This is a genomic window from Nocardia asteroides, from assembly GCF_021183625.1.
Taxonomy (GTDB): domain Bacteria; phylum Actinomycetota; class Actinomycetes; order Mycobacteriales; family Mycobacteriaceae; genus Nocardia; species Nocardia asteroides_A.
This window is the reverse complement of record NZ_CP089214.1, coordinates 6,816,579-6,834,933: the sequence shown is the minus strand read 5'-3', so window position 1 is coordinate 6,834,933 and position 18,355 is coordinate 6,816,579. Positions and strand designations below refer to the sequence as shown.

The 18,355-nt window shown below is 72.2% G+C and carries 23 protein-coding genes; 13 read left to right on the top strand and 10 right to left on the bottom strand.

Going from position 1 to position 18,355, the window contains the following annotated elements; translation table 11 throughout:
• Nucleotide 1 precedes the first annotated feature (1 nt).
• A complete protein-coding gene (locus tag LTT61_RS31735) occupies nt 2–835 on the bottom strand; it encodes an LLM class F420-dependent oxidoreductase (protein ID WP_233017681.1) in 834 nt (277 codons plus the stop codon).
• 357 nt (nt 836–1,192) lie between these two features.
• Here LTT61_RS31735 and LTT61_RS31730 point away from each other — a divergent pair, with 357 nt between their 5' ends.
• Both LTT61_RS31730 and LTT61_RS31725 read left to right on the top strand, forming a co-directional pair.
• Complete coding sequence (locus tag LTT61_RS31730) at nt 1,193–1,738, top strand: type II toxin-antitoxin system HicB family antitoxin (protein WP_233017680.1); 546 nt, start codon at nt 1,193–1,195, stop codon at nt 1,736–1,738.
• A gap of 118 nt (nt 1,739–1,856) precedes the next feature.
• The gene (locus LTT61_RS31725; protein ID WP_233017679.1) at nt 1,857–2,303 is read left to right on the top strand and encodes a YdeI/OmpD-associated family protein; all 447 of its coding nucleotides are present in this window, start codon (nt 1,857–1,859) and stop codon (nt 2,301–2,303) included.
• Here the strand turns inward: LTT61_RS31725 and LTT61_RS31720 are convergent, their stop codons facing one another.
• On the bottom strand, nt 2,304–3,182 hold the full coding sequence (locus LTT61_RS31720; protein WP_233017678.1) for a TIGR03854 family LLM class F420-dependent oxidoreductase: 879 nt from the start codon (nt 3,180–3,182) through the stop codon (nt 2,304–2,306).
• An 18-nt stretch (nt 3,183–3,200) separates the two neighbouring features.
• The gene (locus LTT61_RS31715) at nt 3,201–3,860 is read right to left on the bottom strand and encodes a class I SAM-dependent methyltransferase (protein ID WP_233017677.1); all 660 of its coding nucleotides are present in this window, start codon (nt 3,858–3,860) and stop codon (nt 3,201–3,203) included.
• Nucleotides 3,861–3,942: 82 nt separating this feature from the next.
• Between LTT61_RS31715 and LTT61_RS31710 the strand changes: the two genes are divergently transcribed.
• On the top strand, nt 3,943–4,812 hold the full coding sequence (locus LTT61_RS31710; RefSeq protein WP_233021273.1) for a helix-turn-helix transcriptional regulator: 870 nt from the start codon (nt 3,943–3,945) through the stop codon (nt 4,810–4,812).
• A 61-nt stretch (nt 4,813–4,873) separates the two neighbouring features.
• Here LTT61_RS31710 and LTT61_RS31705 read toward each other — a convergent pair whose 3' ends face one another.
• From LTT61_RS31705 to LTT61_RS31690, 4 genes are all read right to left on the bottom strand, one after another.
• Nucleotides 4,874–5,158 (bottom strand): hypothetical protein, encoded by a 285-nt coding sequence (locus LTT61_RS31705; protein WP_233017676.1) that lies wholly within the window; start codon nt 5,156–5,158, stop codon nt 4,874–4,876.
• Between the two features lie 61 nt (nt 5,159–5,219).
• Nucleotides 5,220–5,549 carry a hypothetical protein gene (locus tag LTT61_RS31700; protein ID WP_233017675.1) on the bottom strand — a complete coding sequence of 110 codons (330 nt, stop codon included), beginning with the start codon at nt 5,547–5,549 and terminating at the stop codon, nt 5,220–5,222.
• 27 nt (nt 5,550–5,576) lie between these two features.
• Nucleotides 5,577–6,281 (bottom strand): GNAT family N-acetyltransferase, encoded by a 705-nt coding sequence (locus tag LTT61_RS31695; RefSeq protein WP_233017674.1) that lies wholly within the window; start codon nt 6,279–6,281, stop codon nt 5,577–5,579.
• A gap of 127 nt (nt 6,282–6,408) precedes the next feature.
• Nucleotides 6,409–6,777 (bottom strand): ArsR/SmtB family transcription factor, encoded by a 369-nt coding sequence (locus LTT61_RS31690; RefSeq protein WP_233017673.1) that lies wholly within the window; start codon nt 6,775–6,777, stop codon nt 6,409–6,411.
• 37 nt (nt 6,778–6,814) lie between these two features.
• Between LTT61_RS31690 and LTT61_RS31685 the strand changes: the two genes are divergently transcribed.
• The 5 genes from LTT61_RS31685 to LTT61_RS31665 are packed head-to-tail and all read left to right on the top strand — an operon-like array spanning nt 6,815 to nt 11,745.
• Nucleotides 6,815–8,851, top strand: coding sequence for a heavy metal translocating P-type ATPase (locus LTT61_RS31685; RefSeq protein ID WP_420094844.1), 2,037 nt, complete (start codon nt 6,815–6,817; stop codon nt 8,849–8,851).
• Nucleotides 8,848–9,396: an NUDIX hydrolase gene (locus tag LTT61_RS31680; protein WP_233017672.1), complete on the top strand. Its 549-nt coding sequence runs from the start codon at nt 8,848–8,850 to the stop codon at nt 9,394–9,396. The genes LTT61_RS31685 and LTT61_RS31680 overlap by 4 nt, the downstream gene beginning before the upstream one ends.
• 44 nt (nt 9,397–9,440) lie before the next feature.
• A complete protein-coding gene (locus LTT61_RS31675) occupies nt 9,441–10,055 on the top strand; it encodes a TetR/AcrR family transcriptional regulator (protein WP_233017671.1) in 615 nt (204 codons plus the stop codon).
• A gap of 21 nt (nt 10,056–10,076) precedes the next feature.
• Nucleotides 10,077–11,156: a saccharopine dehydrogenase family protein gene (locus tag LTT61_RS31670; protein ID WP_233017670.1), complete on the top strand. Its 1,080-nt coding sequence runs from the start codon at nt 10,077–10,079 to the stop codon at nt 11,154–11,156.
• 55 nt (nt 11,157–11,211) lie between these two features.
• A complete protein-coding gene (locus tag LTT61_RS31665) occupies nt 11,212–11,745 on the top strand; it encodes a hypothetical protein (RefSeq protein WP_233017669.1) in 534 nt (177 codons plus the stop codon).
• A gap of 3 nt (nt 11,746–11,748) precedes the next feature.
• On the opposite strand, the gene LTT61_RS31660 is transcribed toward LTT61_RS31665, so the two are convergent.
• The 3 genes from LTT61_RS31660 to pcaD all read right to left on the bottom strand — a co-directional run bounded on the left by LTT61_RS31660 (nt 11,749) and on the right by pcaD (nt 13,938).
• Nucleotides 11,749–12,399: a nitroreductase family protein gene (locus LTT61_RS31660; RefSeq protein WP_233021271.1), complete on the bottom strand. Its 651-nt coding sequence runs from the start codon at nt 12,397–12,399 to the stop codon at nt 11,749–11,751.
• A 29-nt stretch (nt 12,400–12,428) separates the two neighbouring features.
• The gene (locus LTT61_RS31655) at nt 12,429–13,058 is read right to left on the bottom strand and encodes a flavin reductase family protein (protein WP_233017668.1); all 630 of its coding nucleotides are present in this window, start codon (nt 13,056–13,058) and stop codon (nt 12,429–12,431) included.
• Between the two features lie 112 nt (nt 13,059–13,170).
• The gene (gene pcaD / locus LTT61_RS31650; RefSeq protein WP_233017667.1) at nt 13,171–13,938 is read right to left on the bottom strand and encodes a 3-oxoadipate enol-lactonase; all 768 of its coding nucleotides are present in this window, start codon (nt 13,936–13,938) and stop codon (nt 13,171–13,173) included.
• A 150-nt stretch (nt 13,939–14,088) separates the two neighbouring features.
• Here pcaD and LTT61_RS31645 point away from each other — a divergent pair, with 150 nt between their 5' ends.
• The 5 genes from LTT61_RS31645 (at nt 14,089) to LTT61_RS31625 (ending at nt 18,327) form a co-directional block, all read left to right on the top strand.
• Nucleotides 14,089–15,135: a YdcF family protein gene (locus tag LTT61_RS31645; RefSeq protein ID WP_233017666.1), complete on the top strand. Its 1,047-nt coding sequence runs from the start codon at nt 14,089–14,091 to the stop codon at nt 15,133–15,135.
• A gap of 101 nt (nt 15,136–15,236) precedes the next feature.
• Complete coding sequence (locus LTT61_RS31640; RefSeq protein ID WP_233017665.1) at nt 15,237–15,437, top strand: hypothetical protein; 201 nt, start codon at nt 15,237–15,239, stop codon at nt 15,435–15,437.
• A gap of 78 nt (nt 15,438–15,515) precedes the next feature.
• Nucleotides 15,516–16,583: an ABC transporter substrate-binding protein gene (locus LTT61_RS31635; protein ID WP_233017664.1), complete on the top strand. Its 1,068-nt coding sequence runs from the start codon at nt 15,516–15,518 to the stop codon at nt 16,581–16,583.
• Nucleotides 16,580–17,401 (top strand): ABC transporter ATP-binding protein, encoded by an 822-nt coding sequence (locus tag LTT61_RS31630; RefSeq protein WP_233017663.1) that lies wholly within the window; start codon nt 16,580–16,582, stop codon nt 17,399–17,401. The genes LTT61_RS31635 and LTT61_RS31630 overlap by 4 nt, the downstream gene beginning before the upstream one ends.
• A complete protein-coding gene (locus LTT61_RS31625; RefSeq protein WP_233017662.1) occupies nt 17,398–18,327 on the top strand; it encodes an ABC transporter permease in 930 nt (309 codons plus the stop codon). Before LTT61_RS31630 ends, LTT61_RS31625 begins: the two co-directional genes overlap by 4 nt.
• Nucleotides 18,328–18,355 lie beyond the last annotated feature (28 nt).

Here is an 18,355-nt window from a genome sequence, read left to right as displayed (position 1 = left end):
GCTACTCGGTCGGCAGTACCTCGGCCAGTGCGCGCAGCGCCGCGAGGTAATCGTGGTTCAACGCCTGGATCGCGACGTGGTCCGCGGCCGCGTCCAGATGCGCCAGCACCCCGTCCGCTACCTCGGCAGGCGAACCGTGCACCGCCAGCGTGTCGATCAGCCGATCGCTCCCCGGCTTGGCGAGGTCCTCCTCGGTGAACCCGAGGCGCCGCAGATTGTTCACGTAGTTCGTGAGCCCCAGATAGAACGGAACCATGCGCCTGGCGACCTCCCGCGCCCGTTCCGCGTCCGCGTCCAGCACCACCTTCTGCTCGGCCACCAGCAGCGAACTCGCGCCGAGCGTCGCGCGGGCGTTCCGCGTGTGCTCCGGCGGCGCAAGATACGGCAGCGCCCCCGCCGACCGGTCCCGCGCGAGCTCGAGCACCCGCGGCCCCAGCGCCGCCAGCGCCCTGCTCTCGACCGGCACGCCCGCCGCGTCGAGCTCGTCCAGGTACCGCACCAGCGCGTCGTACGGCTTGATCGCCTCCGACCCGTCGTTCTCCCGGTGCCCGACGCCGACACCGAGCAGGAACCGTCCCGGGAACCGGGCCTCGATCCGATGGAACGACTCCGCGGTAGCCTTCGCCTCCGCCGTCCAGATGTTCACGATGCTCGTGCCGACCGTGAGCGTCTCCGTAGCCTCCAGCAGCGACTCCACCACCGGCAACTCGGCCGGCGGCGAGCCCCCCAGCCACAGCGCGCCGAACCCGAGTTTCTCCAGCTCCTGCGCGTCCTCCGGGGTGAACCCCTGGTAGCCGCGCCACACACCGAACTTGCCCAGATCGTATTTGGCCATAGTCGGGCCAACCCGGGGGTCGAGCGGATCTATTCCACCCGCGTTCGACGCGATCGACTCTCCGACGACTGCTCATGGCCGAGAACGGTGCTGTCGTCCTCTTCGTATACGGTGCGAAGGCCGCAATCGAGAGCCGCGGTGTCCAGGGGGATCGGGCGTCTGACGCGTTGACGACCGGCGACACTGTGGTGAGCCCGTCCGGGTGAAGGGGTCACACCATTTCTTCCGTAGCCCGTACAACGACGAACGCGTGCTCCTAGCCGTGCATGGCAAGGAGTTGCGCGGACCGTACGTCCGCGCCTTGCTGGTGACAAGCCCAGGATTGTCGGAGGAGCAGGCGTTGGAGGAGGTCAGCCGATGAACCAGCACGTGTTCTTCTCCCAGGATCGGAGCGCCGACCCGATATTCACCTACCGGTCCCGGCCGATCGCCTGCTTCGGCATGGCCGACACGCTCGCGGAAGCACGGGCGGACTTCCACGAAGCCCTCGCTCTGGCTCTGGACGACGACGAGCCGGTGCCGACCGTGATCGAGCACCTCGAGCGCCCGCATCCCGATGGCTTCTGGGTGCGCATCCGCCTGGACGCGGGGGCCCGTGATCGCGACTACGCAGCGCGGGTACTCGCGAACGCTTGGCGTGGCGGATCGGCACCAACCGAGAACCTGACCGCCATTCTCGACCGCTCGCGGACCGATATCGGCGAACCCGTTGTCATCGTCTGTCTTCCCGAGGACTCGATTCGCTCGGTGGTCGATGAATTCGGCCACGGGGAATCGTGTGCCGTGGCGATTTCGTCGGCGAACCTCATCGAAGCCATGACGCGACCTGGATCTCGGGCATCGCGCTCGGAGATCGCGGAGCAGTGGACTATCCCGTGTCCTCACTCGAAGATCAGGGACTGACCCTGGACTCCACGCTGGGTGAACTGATGGGGCGGACCCTCCCGGCCCGGCCGAACGATGTAGCGACACCCACATTGATCGTCGCTTGAAATCACTCCATGGGTGAGGAGAAGAGCTGGTGGCGGAGATCTTCACGACGCGGGTCGAGCTCGACGGCAAGACGGCGACCGGGCTGCCGGTGCCGGACGCGGTGGTCGAGGCGCTGGGCGGCGGGAAGCGGCCGAAGATCTCGGTGACGATCGGCGGGCACAGTTATGCGAGCAGCGTTGCCGTCCGGGGCGGCGGGTACAAGATTCCGCTGAGCTCGGCCAATCGGGCGGCGGCCGGGATCGCGGCGGGGGACACCGTGGAGGTGACGATCGAGCTCGATACCGCCGAGCGGACGGTGGAGATCCCGGACGAACTGGCGGCGGCGTTCGCGGAGAACCCCGCCGCGCGCGCCGCGTTCGACGCACTGTCGTACAGCAAGCAGAGGCAGCGTGCCGAGCCGGTGGCGGCGGCGAAGCAGCGGGAGACGCGGGACAGGCGGGTGGCGGCGATCATCGCCGAGCTGAGCGGCGGCTGATCAGTTCTGCCTGGGGCTCAGCTCGGCGACGAAGCGGTCGATGAAGCCCTCCATGGGTTTGCCGCTCGCGGGGACCACGACGAATTTGGTGAGTCCGGCCTCGAGGTAGCCGTCGATCAGGCGGTGCAGGTCGGGCCAACTTCCGGCGATGACATCGGCGGGGTCGGTGTCGGGGCGCTGGCTGCGGATGCGGGAGGCGAGGGGGCCGGGGATGCCGTCTTCGGCGAGGAGCAGGGTGATGCCGAAGTGGTCCGCTTCGATTTCTCGCGAGGCTTCGGCGGCCTCCCGGTTGATGGCGACGACTCCGGCGGCGGCTTCGGCGGGGGTGAGGAAGCTGCCGAGCCAACCGTCGCCGTACCGGCCGATGCGGCGGAAGGCGGCGGGGGCGCGGCCGCCGAGCCAGATGTCGAGCGGGCGGCCGGGGCGCCTGCCGACTCCGGCGCCGCGCACGGAGAAGTAGTCACCGTCGAAATCGACATCGTCCGAACGTAATACGGCGCGCAGCAGGGCAAGGGATTCGTCGAAGACGTCACCGCGGCGGCCGGCGACCGGGAACAGGTCGCGCTCCCCCGGTCCGGCCGGTTGCAGGCCGAAGACCGGGAGCACGCGCTTGGGGGCGAGCGCGGCCAGCGACGCGAGCTGCTTCCCGACCAGGACCGGGTGCCGGCCGGGCAGGATCGCGACCGAGGTGCCGACCTTCAGGTTTCGCGTCCGGGACACGGCGAACGCCATGCCGACGACCGGGTCCACCGCCGGTGAGTAGATCAGCTCGGAGAACCAGAGCGAGTCGACGCCGGCCTGCTCGAGCCCGTCCACCAGCCCGGCCAGCTCCGCCGGGTCGGTGTTCGCGCCGATGCCGACGCCGAATCGAATCTTCACTCCTCCGACAACACGCGGTCAGCGCTCAGCATTTCCGGGGCGGGTGGCGCGGTAGTAGGTGACGCGGCCGAGGGCGCGATGCGGGTGGGACAGCAGCTGCTCGGTGTCGAAGCCCGCCGTGCGCAGCACCGACGGCAGCGCGTCGCCGAGATTGCCGCGCACGTGTGCGCTGCGCAGGTGCAGGCGAGCGGCGAACCCGTCGGCGGGGGTCATCGGCCCGCCGATGTCGGCGATGTGCAGCCGGCCGCCGGGGCGCAGGACACGGAAGGCTTCGGCGGCGACCGCGGCTTTCGTCTCGGCGTCGAGGTGGTGCAGCATGAGCGCGGAGAGCACGCGGTCGACGCTGCCGTCGGGCTGCGGCAGCTCCTGGGCGTAGGCGCGCTCGAAGCGGAGGGCGGGGGCCTTGCGCTCGGCGCGGGCGAGGGCGCGCGGGTCGGGGTCGGTGCCGGTCACGTCGGCGCCGGGCACCGCGCGCTGCGCGAGAATCGTCAGGTTGCCGGTGCCGCAGCCGATTTCGAGCACGGCGTGGCCGCTCTCGACACCGGACTGCGCGAGCAGGGTGTGGTGCACGGCCGGGCTGCCGAGTGCCCGGCTGAGCAGGTCGTAGAAGGGCAGGAACAGGTCGTTGCCCGCCGCGGGCAGGTAGTCGTGGTGGTTTCCGATGGTTCGCGAGGTCATGACTTCATGGTCGCGAGGTCGGCACCGGGAAAGTCGGCGGATATTCGGCGGAAGTAGGACTATCTTCGGTTCGGTGTCCGATATGCGACCGCGGGCCGCGCGGCTGATCCGGCAGCACCGGGGTGTGCCGGTGTACGGGTACCGCTCCGATCCGGCCACTCCCCCGGTCTCGCTGCTGCGGTTGCACGGGCCGGACGGGCTCGAGCAGGCGCCGCACATCCACGATTTCCCGGTCCTGGTGCACCTGCCCGCGGAGCACGCGGTCTACGTGGTCACCCCGGGCCGGGTGGTCGACGTCGGGCATGTGCCGCTGCCGGACGCGAGCACCGCGGTGTTCTTCGATCCCGGCGCGCTCGGCGTCGACAGCCGCTCGCCGTGGCCCACCTGGAATCGGCATCCGCTGCTCTGCGCCTTCCTGCACGGGCAGGCGAGCGGGCTGCTGCGAGTGCCGCTCCCGCCGGGCCACCCGCTGTGGACGGACACCATGTCCGCGATCGAGACCGAGCTCGAGAACCGCCGCGACGGCTTCCAGCAGGCCGCGCTGGCGCATCTGACACTGCTGCTGATCGATCTCGCCAGGCTCACCACCGACCTTCCCGGCGAGTTCCGGCTGCTGGGTGAGCCGCTGCTCGCGGATGTTTTCGAGACGATCGACCACCGCCTCGGCGAGCCGCTCTCGCTGCGCGACGTGGCCGCGGCGATCGGCATCACCCCCGGGCATCTGACCACGCTCGTACGCCGCCGCACCGGGCGCACGGTCCAGGACTGGATCACCGAGCGGCGGATGGCGCACGCGCGGGAACTGCTCGGCGGCAGCGACTTACCGATCGCGGTGATCGCGAACCGGGTCGGGCTGCCCGACCCCTCGTACTTCAGCCGGGTGTTCCGGCAGGCGCACGAGCTGTCACCGCGCGCGTGGCGCAATCAGTTGCACGGCGATAGCCACGACTGAGCCGCGCACGTAACCTCGATACCGGTGCACCGCCCGCACCCCCGACCGGGCGGTGCACCGCCTAACGGCGCCCCGGGGCGAGCCTGCGCCACCAGCCGCGCACCCGGTCGCGGGCGCCGACCAGTTCGACGGCGGCGCGCGGCGCCAGGTAGTAGCGGGTGCTGCGCTCGTGGGCGGTGTAGACGCGACCGACCACGTTCTGCGCGTCCGGGCCGAGCGCGGTGATCAGCGGTTCGGTGAGTTCGCGGTACGGGTCGTCGAGCAGCGCCAGTTGCGCGTCGGAGTCGAGGCGGGTGAACCATTCGGGAGCCCTGCCGCGCCGTGCCGGACGTTTTCTCGAACCCATCACACCTCACTGTCGCTGTCGTGCGCGGCGGCTACCCGATCGGGCGATGGAACACGGCCGCTCACGGCAGGCCGCGCTGCGGGGTCTGCTCGGCGACGCCGTGGCGCAGCGGGGTGCCGGGTTCGGCCGCGGTGGCCGGCTGCACCGGAGACGTGCCGGAGGCGCCCTCCGGGGCGGCGACGGCGGCCGGGTCGCCGGTGCTCGGCTCGGCGCCGCCGGCGAGCTGTTCGCGGCGGGCTTCCAGCAGTTCGAGGATGCCGGTGCGCTGCGCGTGGTCGCGTTCGTGCGCGATGAGGGTGTGCAGCTGCGGCAGTTCGAGTGCGCGGATGCGGTGCTTCAGGTCCCCGGCGGGGAGTTGGTCGAAGTCCGGGATCGGCAGGTCGTCGGTCATGGGTGCACCTCCTTGTCGCCGCGCGTGCTACCCGGGGTGCGCGGGTGGAAACGGGATGCTGAATCCGCGGAAGGTGACCGGGGTGCGGGTGCGGAAGCCGAGGCGTTCGTAGAGCGCGATGGCACCGGTGTTGGTCTCGGCGACGTGCAGGAAGGCGCGGTCGCCGAGGGCGGTGATCCGGGCGACCAGCTCGCCGATCAGTTGCGCGGCGTAGCCGCGGCCGCGGGCCTCGGGGGCAGTGCAGACGGCGCTGATCTCCGACCAGCCGGGCGGGCGCAGCCGCACGCCCGCCATGGCGAGCAGCAGGCCGTCGGCGCCGCGGATGCCGAGGTAGGGGCCGAGTTCGTGGGTGCGCGGCCGGAACGGGCCGGGGCGGGTGGTCTCGACGAGGTCGAGCATCTCGGCGGCGTCGGGGGCGCCGAGCTCGATCACCTCGGCGACCTTGGGCGTTTCGGCGAGGGCGCCGGGCAGGATCAGCTGCCTGCCCACGAGCCGGAAGAACTCGGTCCACTGCGCGGGCGGCCGGACCGGGCAGCTGAACAGGTCGGCGTCCGCGCCGGGGCCGAGCAGCCGGGTCAGGTCGTCCCATTCGCCGCCGTCTCCGGGGTCGACCGCCGCGAAGCCGGCGACGTCGGGGAGGTAGGTGGCCGCCCGGCCGACGCGGCGGGCCAGGTGGGCGTGGTTGCCGTGCAGCGACCCGCCCACCGGGTCGTCGAGTGCGGTGGTGTCCACGGGTGTCGTGCCTTCCGGTCGAGCGAGTGCGACCGTCAGTTCAGCACGCGGGGACCGGAGCCACCGCACCCGGCCTCGGTCGTCGGCGACCCGCGTGCCGCCGGCGAACTCGCCATGCCGGCCGCGCTCAGCCGGCGTCGCTGTCGCGGAGCCGGTCCGGCTGGCCGAGCCGGAGGTGCTCGCTGTGGTAGACGGCCTCGTCCAGCAACTGCGCCACGTGCGCGTCGTAGAGGCTGTAGACGATGGAGCGGCCGCTGCGGTTGCCGACCACCAGCCCCAGGTTGCGCAGCAGCCGCAGCTGGTGCGAGACCGCGGACTGCTCCATGCCGACGGCCTCGGCCAGTTCGGAGACCGGGCGGGGGCCGTGCCGCAGTTCGGTGAGGATGAGCAGGCGGCTCGGGGTGGCGAGGGCCTGCAGGGTGGTGGCGACGTGGGCGGCCGCGGCGGCGTCGAGGCGTGCGGCCGGTCGGCTGCGGCCCTCGACTCCGTGTCCCATGAGGGGGGATCCTACTCCGAGCCCTATGCATGAATACATGTTCATCTCTTCTGTTAGTCTCGGGTCGGTTCGCTTCGCCGTCGCTTTCGGAGGTTCGCTCGTGGTCGTGCTGACCCGCCCATCGCCCGCTCCCGCCGTGCCCGTGCGGCGCACGAGGTTGCTCGCGCTGGCCGAGGTGCGCTTGGCCGCCACGGCTCTCGTGCTGTTCACGGTCGGGCTGGCGGCGCAGCTCGGTGGTGCGCCGGAGTGGCTGTGGTGGGGGCTCTACCTCGCCTGTTACGCCGCCGGGGGCTGGGAGCCGGGGCTCGCGGGGTTGCGGGCGCTGCGGGCGAAGACGCTGGACGTGGAGCTGCTGATGGTGGTGGCGGCGATCGGGGCGGCGGCGATCGGGCAGATCACCGAGGGGGCGCTGCTCATCGTCATCTTCGCCGCCTCGGGGGCGATGGAGGCGCTGGCTACCGCGCGGACCGAGGATTCGGTGCGCGGGCTGGTCGATCTGGCGCCCGATACCGCCACCCGGCTCGGCAGCGGGGGTGCGGAGACGGTCCGGGCGGCCGATCTCGCCGTCGGGGACGTGCTGCTGGTGCGGCCCGGGGAGCGGATCGCCGCCGATGCGACGGTGCTCTCCGGCGGGAGCGAGGTCGATCAGGCGACTGTCACCGGTGAGCCGCTTCCGGTGGACAAGACCGCCGGTGACGAGGTGTTCGCGGGGACGGTCAACGGCACGGGTGCGCTGCGGATCCGGGTGGATCGGCGGGCCGCGGATTCGGTGGTGGCGCGGATCGCGGTGCTGGTCGAGGAGGCGAGCCGGACCAAGGCGCGGACGCAGCTGTTCATCGAGAAGGTGGAGCAGCGGTACTCGATCGGGATGGTCGCGGTGACGGTGGCGGTGTTCGTGATTCCGCTGCTGCTCGGGGAGCCGGTGCGGCGGGCGCTGCTGCGGGCCATGACGTTCATGATCGTGGCCTCGCCGTGCGCGGTGGTGCTGGCGACCATGCCGCCGCTGCTGGCCGCCATCGCGACCGCCGGGCGGCACGGGGTACTGGTGAAGTCGGCGGTGGTGATGGAGCGGCTCGGGGGGACCACGCTCGTCGCGTTCGACAAGACCGGGACGTTGACCCGCGGGGCCCCGGAGTTGGTCGAGGTTCGTTGTCTCGCAGAGCTCCGCTCCGACGAGGTGGTGCGGGTGGCGGCTTCGGTGGAGGTGCCGAGTGAGCATCCGCTGGGCGCGGCGGTGGTGCGGGCGGCTCGTTCGCGGGGGTTGGCGCTGGGCGAGGTGCGGGAGTTCGCCGCGCAGCCGGGTCTTGGAGTCGAGGGTGTGGTCGGGGCGCGGGAGTTCGTGGCGCGGCCAGGGCGTGGGGTGGCCGCGGGCCGGCGGGTCACCGTGGTCTCCCCCGCCGCGTTTCCCGGTCTCGCCGAGGTGGCCGCGCTGCAGGAGCAGGGGCACACCGCGGTCGTGGTGACCGTGGACTCGGAGCCGGTCGGGGTACTCGGGATCGCCGACCGGACCCGGCCCGAGGCGGCGGCTGCCGTGGCGGCGGTGACCGCGCTGACCGGGAGTGCGCCGGTGCTGCTGACCGGGGACAACCGGGTCACGGCGGAGCGGCTCGCCGCCGAGGTCGGGATCAGCGATGTTCGCGCCGAGCTGCTGCCGGACGACAAGGTCGCCGCGGTGCGCGAGCTGGAGGCGGCCGGGGCGCGGGTCACGGTGGTCGGGGACGGGATCAACGACGCGCCCGCGCTCGCTGCCGCGCACGTCGGGATCGCGCTCGGCGGGGCGGGGTCGGATCTCACGCTGCGGACCGCGGACGCGATCGTCGTGCGCGACGATCTCGGCACGGTCGCCGCCGTCATCGCGCTGTCGCGGCGGGCGCGGCGGGTGGTCGTCGCCAACCTGGCCATCGCCGCGACCTTCATCGTCGCGCTGGTGACCTGGGACCTGGTGGGCACCCTGCCGCTGCCGCTCGGCGTGGCCGGGCACGAGGGGTCGACGATCCTGGTCGGGTTGAACGGGCTGCGGCTGTTGCGCTCGTCCGCGTTTCGGTCGGAACCCCGTGCGAGAGTGCGGGGATGACCGAAGCCGTCGCCGCGCTCATCTCCTCGATCGACCCCGCCGACGATCTGGAACGCGCGCATCTACACGAGGCCGCGGCCTGGGTGGCACGCACGCCGGACATCTACCGGCGGGTGAAACCGGCGACGCCGCCGCGCCATCTGGTGAGCTACGTCGTGGTGACCACGCCGGAGCGGGACGCGGTGTTCCTCGTCGACCATCGGAAGGCCGGGATGTGGTTGCCGCCCGGCGGGCACGTGGAGCCGGGTGAGGATCCCGGGATCACCGCGTGTCGGGAGGCGGAGGAGGAGCTCGGGCTGCGTCCCGAACTCGGGCCGGGGAGCGTGCCGCTGTTCCTGACCATCACCACGACGGTGAACGTGGACAGCGGGCACGAGGACGTCAGCCTCTGGTACGTCACCACGGTCGAGCCGGGGACGGAGTTCACCCTGGACGACAGCGAGTTCCGGGGCGGGCGGTGGTGGACCCGCGCCGAGATCGCCGCCACCGACCCGGCCCGGCTCGACCCGCACCTGTCGCGCTTCCTCGCCAAGCTGGCGCGCTGATTTCTGGAAGGCCCTCCATAATTGGAATGGGTTATAGTCAGCCCGTGACCGCCACCCCCTCGCGGATGACCCGCAAGACCGCGGCGACGCGGGAGGCGATCATCGGCGCGGCGCGGGAACTGCTGGACGAGGGCGGCCCGGAGGCCCTCACCCTCCCCGCGGTCTCGGAGCGGGCCGATGTGGCCGTGCAGACCATCTACAACCGGGTCGGCGGGCGCGACGCCCTGCTCATGACGGTCGCGGAACGGGCGATGGAGGCGAACCGCGTCTATCTGGACGCGGCCTACGCGAAGCCGGGGAGCGCGGTGCAGCGGGTGCTCGGCGCGGCCGAGGCGTATGTGCGGTTCGCGAAGGAACGTCCGCACGAATTCCGGCTGCTCACGCAGACCTCATCGGGCAGCCCGGCATTCGAGCGCATCGCCGACCTGCTGGACGAGGAGACCGGCAGGCTGGCCGGCGCGATCGCCGACGGCATCGCGGAGGGCGACGTCCGCCCCGACATCGACCCGCGCACCACCGCGACCGTCCTCTGGGCCGCCATGAGCGGCGTCATCGCCCTCTCCTGGCGCGCCGACCGGCACCGCGCCGACCCGGACGCCCTGCTCCCGCTGCTCGCCACCGCGGTCGGCGAAGGGCTGCTCATCCCGAACCCCGACTAACAGAAACGCAGGTGACGGCAGATGCCGAAGATCGTGTTGTTCGGTGCCACCGGTTACACCGGTCGGCTAACCGCGGAGGCGCTGGTCGCGCAGGGCGCGAGCCCGGTGCTGGCCGCGCGCAACCCGGACGCGCTGGCGAAACTCGCGGCCGACATCGGCGGCACGGAGACCGCGGTGGCCGACGTGACGAACCCGGATTCGGTGCGGGCACTGCTCGGCAAGGGCGATGTGCTGATCACGACCGTCGGCCCGTTCCTGCGGTTCGGCGAGCCCGCGCTGGCGGCGGCGCTGGCCGCGGGCGCGCACTACTTCGACTCGACCGGTGAGGGGCCGTTCATCCGCACCGTCTTCGACCACGACGCGCAGGCCCGCACGGCGGGGGTCGGGCTGCTGAGCGCGTTCGGATTCGACTACGTACCGGGCAATCTCGCGGCCGCGCTGGCACTCGAGGAAGCACCGGAGGCGACGAGGATCGATGTCGGTTACTTCGTGGAGGCGCCGGGGACCAGCGGCGGCACCCGCGCCTCGATCGCGGGAATGCTGTTCGAGCACGGGTTCGCGCTGCGCGGCGGCCGGGTGGTCCCGGAGCGCTCGGGATCGAGGATCCGGAGCTTCGACGTGGTGGGCAAGCAGCGCACCGGCGTCTCGATCCCCGGCTCCGAGCATCTCGCGCTGACCCGGGTGCATCCGGGGCTGCGCGAGGCCGATGTGTTCCTCGGGCTGCCGCCGCTGGCGGCGCGCGGGTTGCAGGGCGGCTCGCTGGTCGCGGGGCTGCTGGGCAGGGTCGCGCCGGCCAGGGCGCTGGCCGAGGGGGCGCTGGCGAAGGTCGTGAAGGGCTCGACCGGCGGGCCCGGCCAGGAGGCGCGGGCGCGCACCCGGTCCTGGGCCGTGGCGGAGGCCGCCGATGCGAACGGGAAGGTGCTGGCCACGGTCACCCTGAACGGCAACGACCCCTACGACTTCACCTCGGCCATCCTGGCCTGGGGCGCCACCACGGCACTGAGCGGCGGGCTCCGCGGCACCGGCGCGCTCGGCCCGGTCGACGCCTTCGGGCTCGAGGCGCTCACCGCGGGCGCGGCGGAGGCGGGCTTCCGGCGCTGACCGGCCGAGCCGTTCGAGTTGCCACGGGTTTGCCTTCGCCGGTTCCGGTCACTACGTGTCCGCAGGGGTCGGGTGGACGGAGCTGGTGGTGGTGGAGGAGCGGTTGTCGGCGTGGCTGACCGAGCGCGTCGGCTCCCGGGTGCGGGTGCAGCGCGAGCACACCGGTGAGCTGCGGCTCGACTGGGTGGACGGGCCGACGGTGCCCCGGATGCGGGACATGCTCGGCGATTTCGGCAAACACGCCGACGTCGCGCTGCCGGGCACCGCCTGCGCGCGCGACCTCAGCGAGCTGGGCCGGACGGTCGCGGTGCTGCTCTGGCTGGACCGCGACCCGGACCGCACCGAACTGCCCGAACCGGAGATCGTCGACCGGGCCGGCACCGAGATCGGCTACCCGGAGCGGGCGCATCCGCGCTGGCAGCGCCGGGCGCGGAACCTGCGCTCGGTCATCGAGGCCGAGCGGGACGACCTGGTGGCCGGCGTGCGGCTGCTGCTGCACCGCAGCGCCGCCACCGGGTGGGACGACACCCTCGCGTGGCTGGACGATCTCGAGCATCGCCCGCCCCGGCACCTGCAGTCGGTGCCATGAGCGTCACCAGCTGTCGACGTGCACGATCCGGTCGAGGTCGGTGCGGGCGGCGGGCTTGAAATCGGTGCCCTTCGTGTAGGCGACCGGGAGCAGCGCGCCCTGCGACACCTTCTCGTAGGGGATGCCGAGCACCTCGGCGGCCTCCCTCTCGTAGCCGAGATGCAGGGTGGTCCAGGTGGTTCCGAGCCCGCGCGAGCGCGCCGCGAGGCAGAAGTTCCAGACGGCGGGGAAGAGGGAGCCCCAGTAGGAGGCGCTGGCCGCGCTGGGCGCGTTGTCCACCCGGCCGGAGAGGCACGGCACCAGCAGCACCGGGACCTCGCCCAGCTTCTCGGCCAGGTACTCCGCCGAGCTCGCCACCCGGCGGCGGGAGGCATCCACCTCGGGGTCGCCGCTCACCTTGGTGCCGAGGTAGCCGGGGTCGGCCCGGTACGCCTCGAAACCGCGCCGGTACAGCTCGCCGAGCGCCTTGCGCTTGGCCGGATCGGTGACCACGACCCAGTGCCAGCCCTGCCGGTTCGACCCGCTCGGCGCCTGCACCGCCAGCTCCAGACACTCGCGCACGACCTCCAGCGGAACCTCGCGGTCCAGGTCGAGCCGCTTGCGCACGGCCCTGGTGGTGGCGAGCAGTTCGTCCGGGGAGAGGTCCAGTTCGATCGGCATGGCTTCGACCGTACCGGTCGGGCTCAGCGGCGGAAGTGGCCCGGCCAGCGGTCGTAGGGGATGCGGCTGATATCGAGCACCTGCCCGATGGTGGACCACTCGTCGCGGCCGAGGCGGGCCAGCGGGCGCAGCCGGCCGATGGCGGGCAGGGCGGTGCCGTGCTCGTCGGTCTCGAAGACATCGGCGTCGATGGCGGCGTGCAGCACGCGGCCGATCACCACCGTCGAATCGCCCAGTTCCACGGTCTGTTCCAGCCTGCACTCCAGCGCGACCGGCGACTCCGCCACGCGCGGCGGCGCCACCGTCCGGCTCGGCTCCGGGGTGAGCCCGACCTCGGTGAACTCCGACAGCTCGGCCGGGAAATCGGTTCCGGTGGCATTGATCCGCTCGAAGGCGGGCTCGGTGGCGAGGCAGACGACGAACTCGCCGGTGTCGAGCACATTGCGCAGCGAATCCTTGGCTCCCACCGAGGTGAACTGCACCATCGGCGGGCGCACGCAGGAGACGGTGAAGAAGGAGTGCGGCGCCAGATTGTCGACGCCGGCGGCCGAGCGAGTCGAGACCCAGGCGATCGGCCGGGGCACGACGACGCTGGTCAAGATGCGGTAGAAGCCGCCGAAGCCGAGTTCGCCGGGGTCGATGTCGGTACGCACCGCTCCACCGTAACCGGCCGGCGCGGCCCATCGAGCGCAGCGCGGAGGAGCTGACCCGGAGGTGGTGGCCGACCCGCGCCGAGGGCGATCCCGCCCCGCACCTGGACGCCGATCAGCAGGTCGAGCCGGCGTTCCCGTAGCGCCGGGCGATGAGCGCCGAGACCGAGCGCGGGTGCTGCAGGGTCGGCAGGTGCGCGGCGTCGTCGAGCACGACGAACTCGGCGCCGGCGATCCCGTCCGCCACCTCGGCGACGACCGACGGCGGGGTGCCCGGGTCATCGGCGCCCGCGACGACCAGGGTGGGCGCGCTGATGCGAGCGAGGTCGGCGCGGCCGTCCCACTCCCCCAGCGCCGCGCAGCATCCGGCGTACGCCTCGTCGTCGGTGCCGGAGATCATGGCGGTGCAGCGGGCGGCGATCTCCGGGTGCGCGGCGGTGAAGCCGGGGGTGAACCAGCGGGTCAGGGCGGATGCGGCCAGGCTCGCGGTGCCGTCGCGGCGGACCAGCGCGGCGCGCTCGGCCCACATCGCGGGCGTGCCGAAGCGGGCGGCGGTGCAGAACAGGCTCAGCGCGGAGACTCGCTCCGGTCGGTGGGCCGCGATCCACTGGGCGACCGCGCCGCCCAGCGAGAGCCCGACCAGGTGGGCGGCGTCGATCCCCGTGCGGTCCAGCAGCGCGACCACGTCCATGGCCAGCTCGGCGACGGTGTACGGCCCGGCGGGAGCGGGTGAGCCGCCGTGCCCGCGCAGGTCGACGGCGAGCGCGGGGCCGCCGAGCTCGTCCAGCTGGGGCTGCCACATGCTGCGGTCCGAGGCGATCGAGCCGAGGAACACCAGCGGGGTGCCCACACCGGGCACCACGGTGTGCGCGAGGTCGACCATCACGCACCGACGGCGGGCCGGGCCGGCACGGCGACGAACTCCGGCCGCGAAATCGGGAGCACCGCGGCCGCGCGGAAGTACAGGAACACAGCGCCATGGTATCGCCGCGGTTCTGGGTATACAGCCCGGGGAAAGCGGAGGAGGCGGTCGGTGGACCCTGTGGTGTTGCTGGTGGCGGGCTGGGCGACGGCGGTATTCGGTGCGGTCCGGATGCGCCGCGAACCCCGGCGCCTCTCCACCGGATTCCTGCTGCTGGTAGCGCTCTCACTGGTCCTCGTCGGCGCGGCAACGGCGGCGGCGCGGGTGGCGGCCCCCGCCGTGCTCGACACCGCCTCCCTGGTGGTGGCCGGCCTGTTCCTGCTCGCGGTGCTCGCCACCGGACTCGGACTGCTCGGCAACGGAATCGCGGTCATGCTGCACGAGGGCGTCCGGCCGATCACGCTGACCCCGGTGCTCGCCGGAATCGGCCTGCTCGTCCTCCCGGTCGCCGCCGCGCTCGCACTGCGCCGCGGGCCGGAGGTGCCGCCGTGGCTCCTGATCGTCGCCACCGCGACCACGCTGGCCGGCGTGTACCTGCTGGCGCACCTGCTCGCCTTCGCCGGGCACGCCGTGGTCTACGACCAGCTCCCGGACGACACCGGCCCGGACGCCATCGTGGTGCTCGGCTGCGGACTCAACCGCAACAAGGTCACCCCGCTGCTCGCCTCCCGCTTGCAGCGGGCGCTGCGCGTATACCGGGCCGAGACGGCGGCCGGCCGCGGCCCGCTGCTCGTCACCTCCGGCGGCAAGGGCAGCGACGAGGCGCTGAGCGAGGCCGACGCCATGGCCACCTATCTGATCCGGGCGGGCGTCTCGGACGAGTCGATCGTGCGCGAGCGGGAATCCCGCAACACCGAGGAGAACCTGCGCAACAGCCTCGCGCTGCTGCGCGACGCTGGCATCGACGTCGATACCGCGCGGATCACCGTGGTCACCAGCAACTTCCACGTCCTGCGGGCAGCCGCACTGACCCGCAGGCTCGGCGTGCGGGCGCACGTGGCCGGTGCCCGCACGGCGCTGTACTTCATCCCGGCGGCGTTCCTGCGCGAGTTCGCGGCGGTGCTCACCACGCACTACCGCCGCGCGCACGTCGCGGTGGCGACGGCCGCCGCGATCGCGATCCCGGCCGCCGCGGCACAGGCCTACCTGATCACCTGACGCCGAGGGTTGTGCGCAGCCCGCGTCGAACGATTGCCGGTGGTGGGGCCGTGCGGAAAAGTTCACCGTGACACAGCGCAACCGGACCCGAGGACGGTGCCATGGCCCCCACCGACCAGACGCGCACCGGCTCCCAGGCCGTCGAGCGCGCCATCCACCAGCTGAACCGCTTCGACCACGATGAAGCTCGGACAGCCCCCGTACCTCGAACGAAAGGCGCCGACGTGTCGTCTCGCACCGCACTGATCCGCCGCCGCGCCGTCGACCTGATGCGCACCCCGCACGGGACCTGTCGGCGCTGATTCCCGCGCCCTCCCCTGCTTTCTCACCCCGGGAATCTCCCCGTTCTCCCGGCGTGCCCGCTCCCCGAAGGAACAGCCATGTTCTCCACCGCAAGACAACGAATCGCGGCCGCCGCGCTCGCCGCCCTGGCCGGGCTCTCGGTACTGACCGGCTGCGGCAATTCCACCGCGACGACCACCGCCGACGGCAAGACCGTGCTGCGCTACCAGGGCCAGACCGGCCAGGTGACCCCGTTCGAGCTGGCCCAGGAGCTCGGCTACTTCGAGAAGATCTCGCTGCGGTGGGAGGGCGACACCACCAGCGGCCCCGCCAACATCCAGGCGGCGGCGACCAACCAGGTCGAGTTCGGCAGCGCCTTCAACGGCGCGGTGGTGAAGCTGATCTCCGGCGGCGCGAAGGTCACCTCGGTGCTCAGCTCCTACGGCGCGGACGAGAAGTCGTTCAGCGGGTACTACGTGCTGGACGGTTCGCCGATCACCACCGCGCGCGACCTGATCGGCAAGAAGGTCGCGGTCAACACGCTCGGCGCGCACCACGAGTTCATCACCAGGGAGTGGCTGCACCAGCAGGGCCTCTCCGAGGCGGAGATCGAGCAGGTGCAGCTGGTCGTCGTGCCGCCCGCCAGCACCGAGGACGCGCTGCGCAAGGGCCAGGTCGATGTGGGCACCCTCGGCTCGGTCTTCCGGGACACGGCGCTGGAGCGCGGCGGGCTGCGCCCGCTCTACACCGACAAGGCGATCTTCGGCGAGTTCGATTACGGCACCTACGTCTTCCGGGACGACTTCATCGACAGGAACCGCGATGCCGTCGCCGACTTCGTGCAGGGCACCGCCCGCGCCACCCGCTGGCTGCAGGTGACCCCGCGCGACGAGGTGGTCGCGAAGTTCGCCGCGATCATCGACAAGCGCGGCCGCCAGGAGAACACCGAGCTGCTGAAGTACTGGAAGAGCTCCGGCCTTCCGGTGCCCGGCGCGGTGATCGCGGAGAAGGAGCTGCAGATCTGGATCGACTGGCTGGTCCGCAACGGCGAGCTGAAGGACGGCCGGCTACAGGCCACCGACCTGTTCACCAACGAGTTCAACCCCTACGCCAACGGCACCTACCAGCCCGCGAGCGGCCCGGCCGGGGAGGTGCTCGCCCAGTGAGCACCGCGACCAAACTCGCGCTGAGCGGGGTCGGCAGGCAGTTCTCGGTGCGCGGGTCGGCGGAGAAGTTCACCGCGCTCGACGACATCACCCTCGACGTGCGCGCGGGCGAGTTCCTCGTCCTGGTCGGGCCGAGCGGGTCGGGCAAGTCGACCCTGCTCGACCTGCTCGGCGGGCTCAGCAAGCCGACCTCGGGGCAGATCCTGCTGGACGGCGCCCCGGTCACCGGGCCGGGGCTGGACCGCGGGATCGTCTTCCAGCAGTACGCGCTGCTGCCCTGGCGGACCGCGCGCGCCAACATCGAGTTCGGGCTGGAGGCCAAGGGGCTGCGCAGGAGAGAGCGGCGCGAGATCGCCGACCGCTACCTGGAGCTGGTCGGGCTCACCGGCTTCGGCGAGCGCTACCCGCACGAGCTCTCCGGCGGCATGAAGCAGCGTGTCGCGATCGCCCGCAGCCTGGCCTTCGACCCCGAGGTGCTGCTGATGGACGAGCCCTTCGCCGCGCTCGACGCGCAGACCAGGGAGGCACTGCAGGACGAGCTGCTGCGCATCTGGCGCGCCACCGGAAAGACCATCCTCTTCATCACGCACGGCATCGACGAGGCCGTCTACCTCGGGCAGCGGGTGGCGGTGCTCACCTCGCGGCCGGGCCGGATCAAGGCCGTCGTCGAGGTCGAGCTCGACCGGGACAGCGGCGAGGACATCCGCTCCACCGAGACCTTCCGCGGCTACCGGCACGAGCTCTGGTCGCTGCTGCGCAGCGAGGTCGAGCGCGCCGAGGACCAGGAGCTCCAGAACACCGAGAGGCCGAAGCCATGACCAGCGCAGCCGAACTCGTCCGCGCGGCGGAGTCCGCAGCAGCACCGGAGCCCGGCACCGCGCCCGCCGCCTCCGCACCGGATCCCGGTACCGAGGCCGTGCCCGGCACCGGACCGGCGGCCGAGACCCGCGGTGTCGGCGCCCGGGTCGCCGCGCCGGTGCTCCGCACGCTGTGGCGGGTGGTGAAGCCGCTCCTCGCCATCGTCGCCTTCCTGGCGCTGTGGGAGGTCGCGCCGCGCACCGGGCTGGTGGACGAGGTGTTCCTTCCCCCGTTCAGCACCGTCGCGCGGGCCTTCGCCGAGCTGCTGACCAGCGGTGAGCTGTGGATCCACGTCGAGGCGAGCCTGGGCCGCTCGCTGAGCGGATTCGCGCTCGCGCTGGCCATCGCGGTGCCGCTCGGCATCGCCATCGCCTGGTACAAGCCGGTGGCCGAGCTGCTCAGCCCGATCCTCGAGCTCTTCCGCAACACCGCGGCGCTGGCGCTGCTCCCGGTCTTCGTGCTGATCCTCGGGATCGGCGAGACCTCGAAGGTGGCGCTGGTGGTGTACGCCAGCGTCTTCCCGATTCTGCTGAACACCATCACCGGGGTGCGCACGGTCGATCCGCTGCTGATCAAGTCGGCGGCCTCGCTCGGGCTGAGCCCGCTGCGGCTGTTCCAGAAGGTGATCCTGCCCGCGGCGATCCCCTCCATCTTCACCGGGCTGCGGATGGCCGCGGCCGGCTCGATCCTGGTGCTGCTCGCCGCCGAGATGGTCGGGGCGCGGGCGGGGCTCGGCTACCTGATCACCGCCGCGCAGCAGAACTTCCAGATCCCGAACATGTACGCGGGCATCCTGGCCATCTCGCTGCTCGGCCTGTCCTTCAACGGCCTGCTGGTCACGCTGGAGCGCCGCTTCTCGCGGTGGCGCGTCCAGAACGACCGCTGACCCCGGGAGCCATCCACCATGGGCCGGC

Coding starts and splice junctions, on each gene's coding strand:
- LTT61_RS31735 (WP_233017681.1), bottom strand. CDS start 835: ATGGCCAAATACGATCTGGGCAAGTTCGGTGTGTGGCGCGGCTACCAG.
- LTT61_RS31730 (WP_233017680.1), top strand. CDS start 1,193: ATGAACCAGCACGTGTTCTTCTCCCAGGATCGGAGCGCCGACCCGATA.
- LTT61_RS31715 (WP_233017677.1), bottom strand. CDS start 3,860: ATGACCTCGCGAACCATCGGAAACCACCACGACTACCTGCCCGCGGCG.
- LTT61_RS31710 (WP_233021273.1), top strand. CDS start 3,943: ATGCGACCGCGGGCCGCGCGGCTGATCCGGCAGCACCGGGGTGTGCCG.
- LTT61_RS31705 (WP_233017676.1), bottom strand. CDS start 5,158: ATGGGTTCGAGAAAACGTCCGGCACGGCGCGGCAGGGCTCCCGAATGG.
- LTT61_RS31700 (WP_233017675.1), bottom strand. CDS start 5,549: ATGACCGACGACCTGCCGATCCCGGACTTCGACCAACTCCCCGCCGGG.
- LTT61_RS31690 (WP_233017673.1), bottom strand. CDS start 6,777: ATGGGACACGGAGTCGAGGGCCGCAGCCGACCGGCCGCACGCCTCGAC.
- LTT61_RS31685 (WP_420094844.1), top strand. CDS start 6,815: ATGTTCATCTCTTCTGTTAGTCTCGGGTCGGTTCGCTTCGCCGTCGCT.
- LTT61_RS31680 (WP_233017672.1), top strand. CDS start 8,848: ATGACCGAAGCCGTCGCCGCGCTCATCTCCTCGATCGACCCCGCCGAC.
- LTT61_RS31670 (WP_233017670.1), top strand. CDS start 10,077: ATGCCGAAGATCGTGTTGTTCGGTGCCACCGGTTACACCGGTCGGCTA.
- pcaD (WP_233017667.1), bottom strand. CDS start 13,938: ATGGTCGACCTCGCGCACACCGTGGTGCCCGGTGTGGGCACCCCGCTG.
- LTT61_RS31640 (WP_233017665.1), top strand. CDS start 15,237: ATGGCCCCCACCGACCAGACGCGCACCGGCTCCCAGGCCGTCGAGCGC.
- LTT61_RS31635 (WP_233017664.1), top strand. CDS start 15,516: ATGTTCTCCACCGCAAGACAACGAATCGCGGCCGCCGCGCTCGCCGCC.
- LTT61_RS31625 (WP_233017662.1), top strand. CDS start 17,398: ATGACCAGCGCAGCCGAACTCGTCCGCGCGGCGGAGTCCGCAGCAGCA.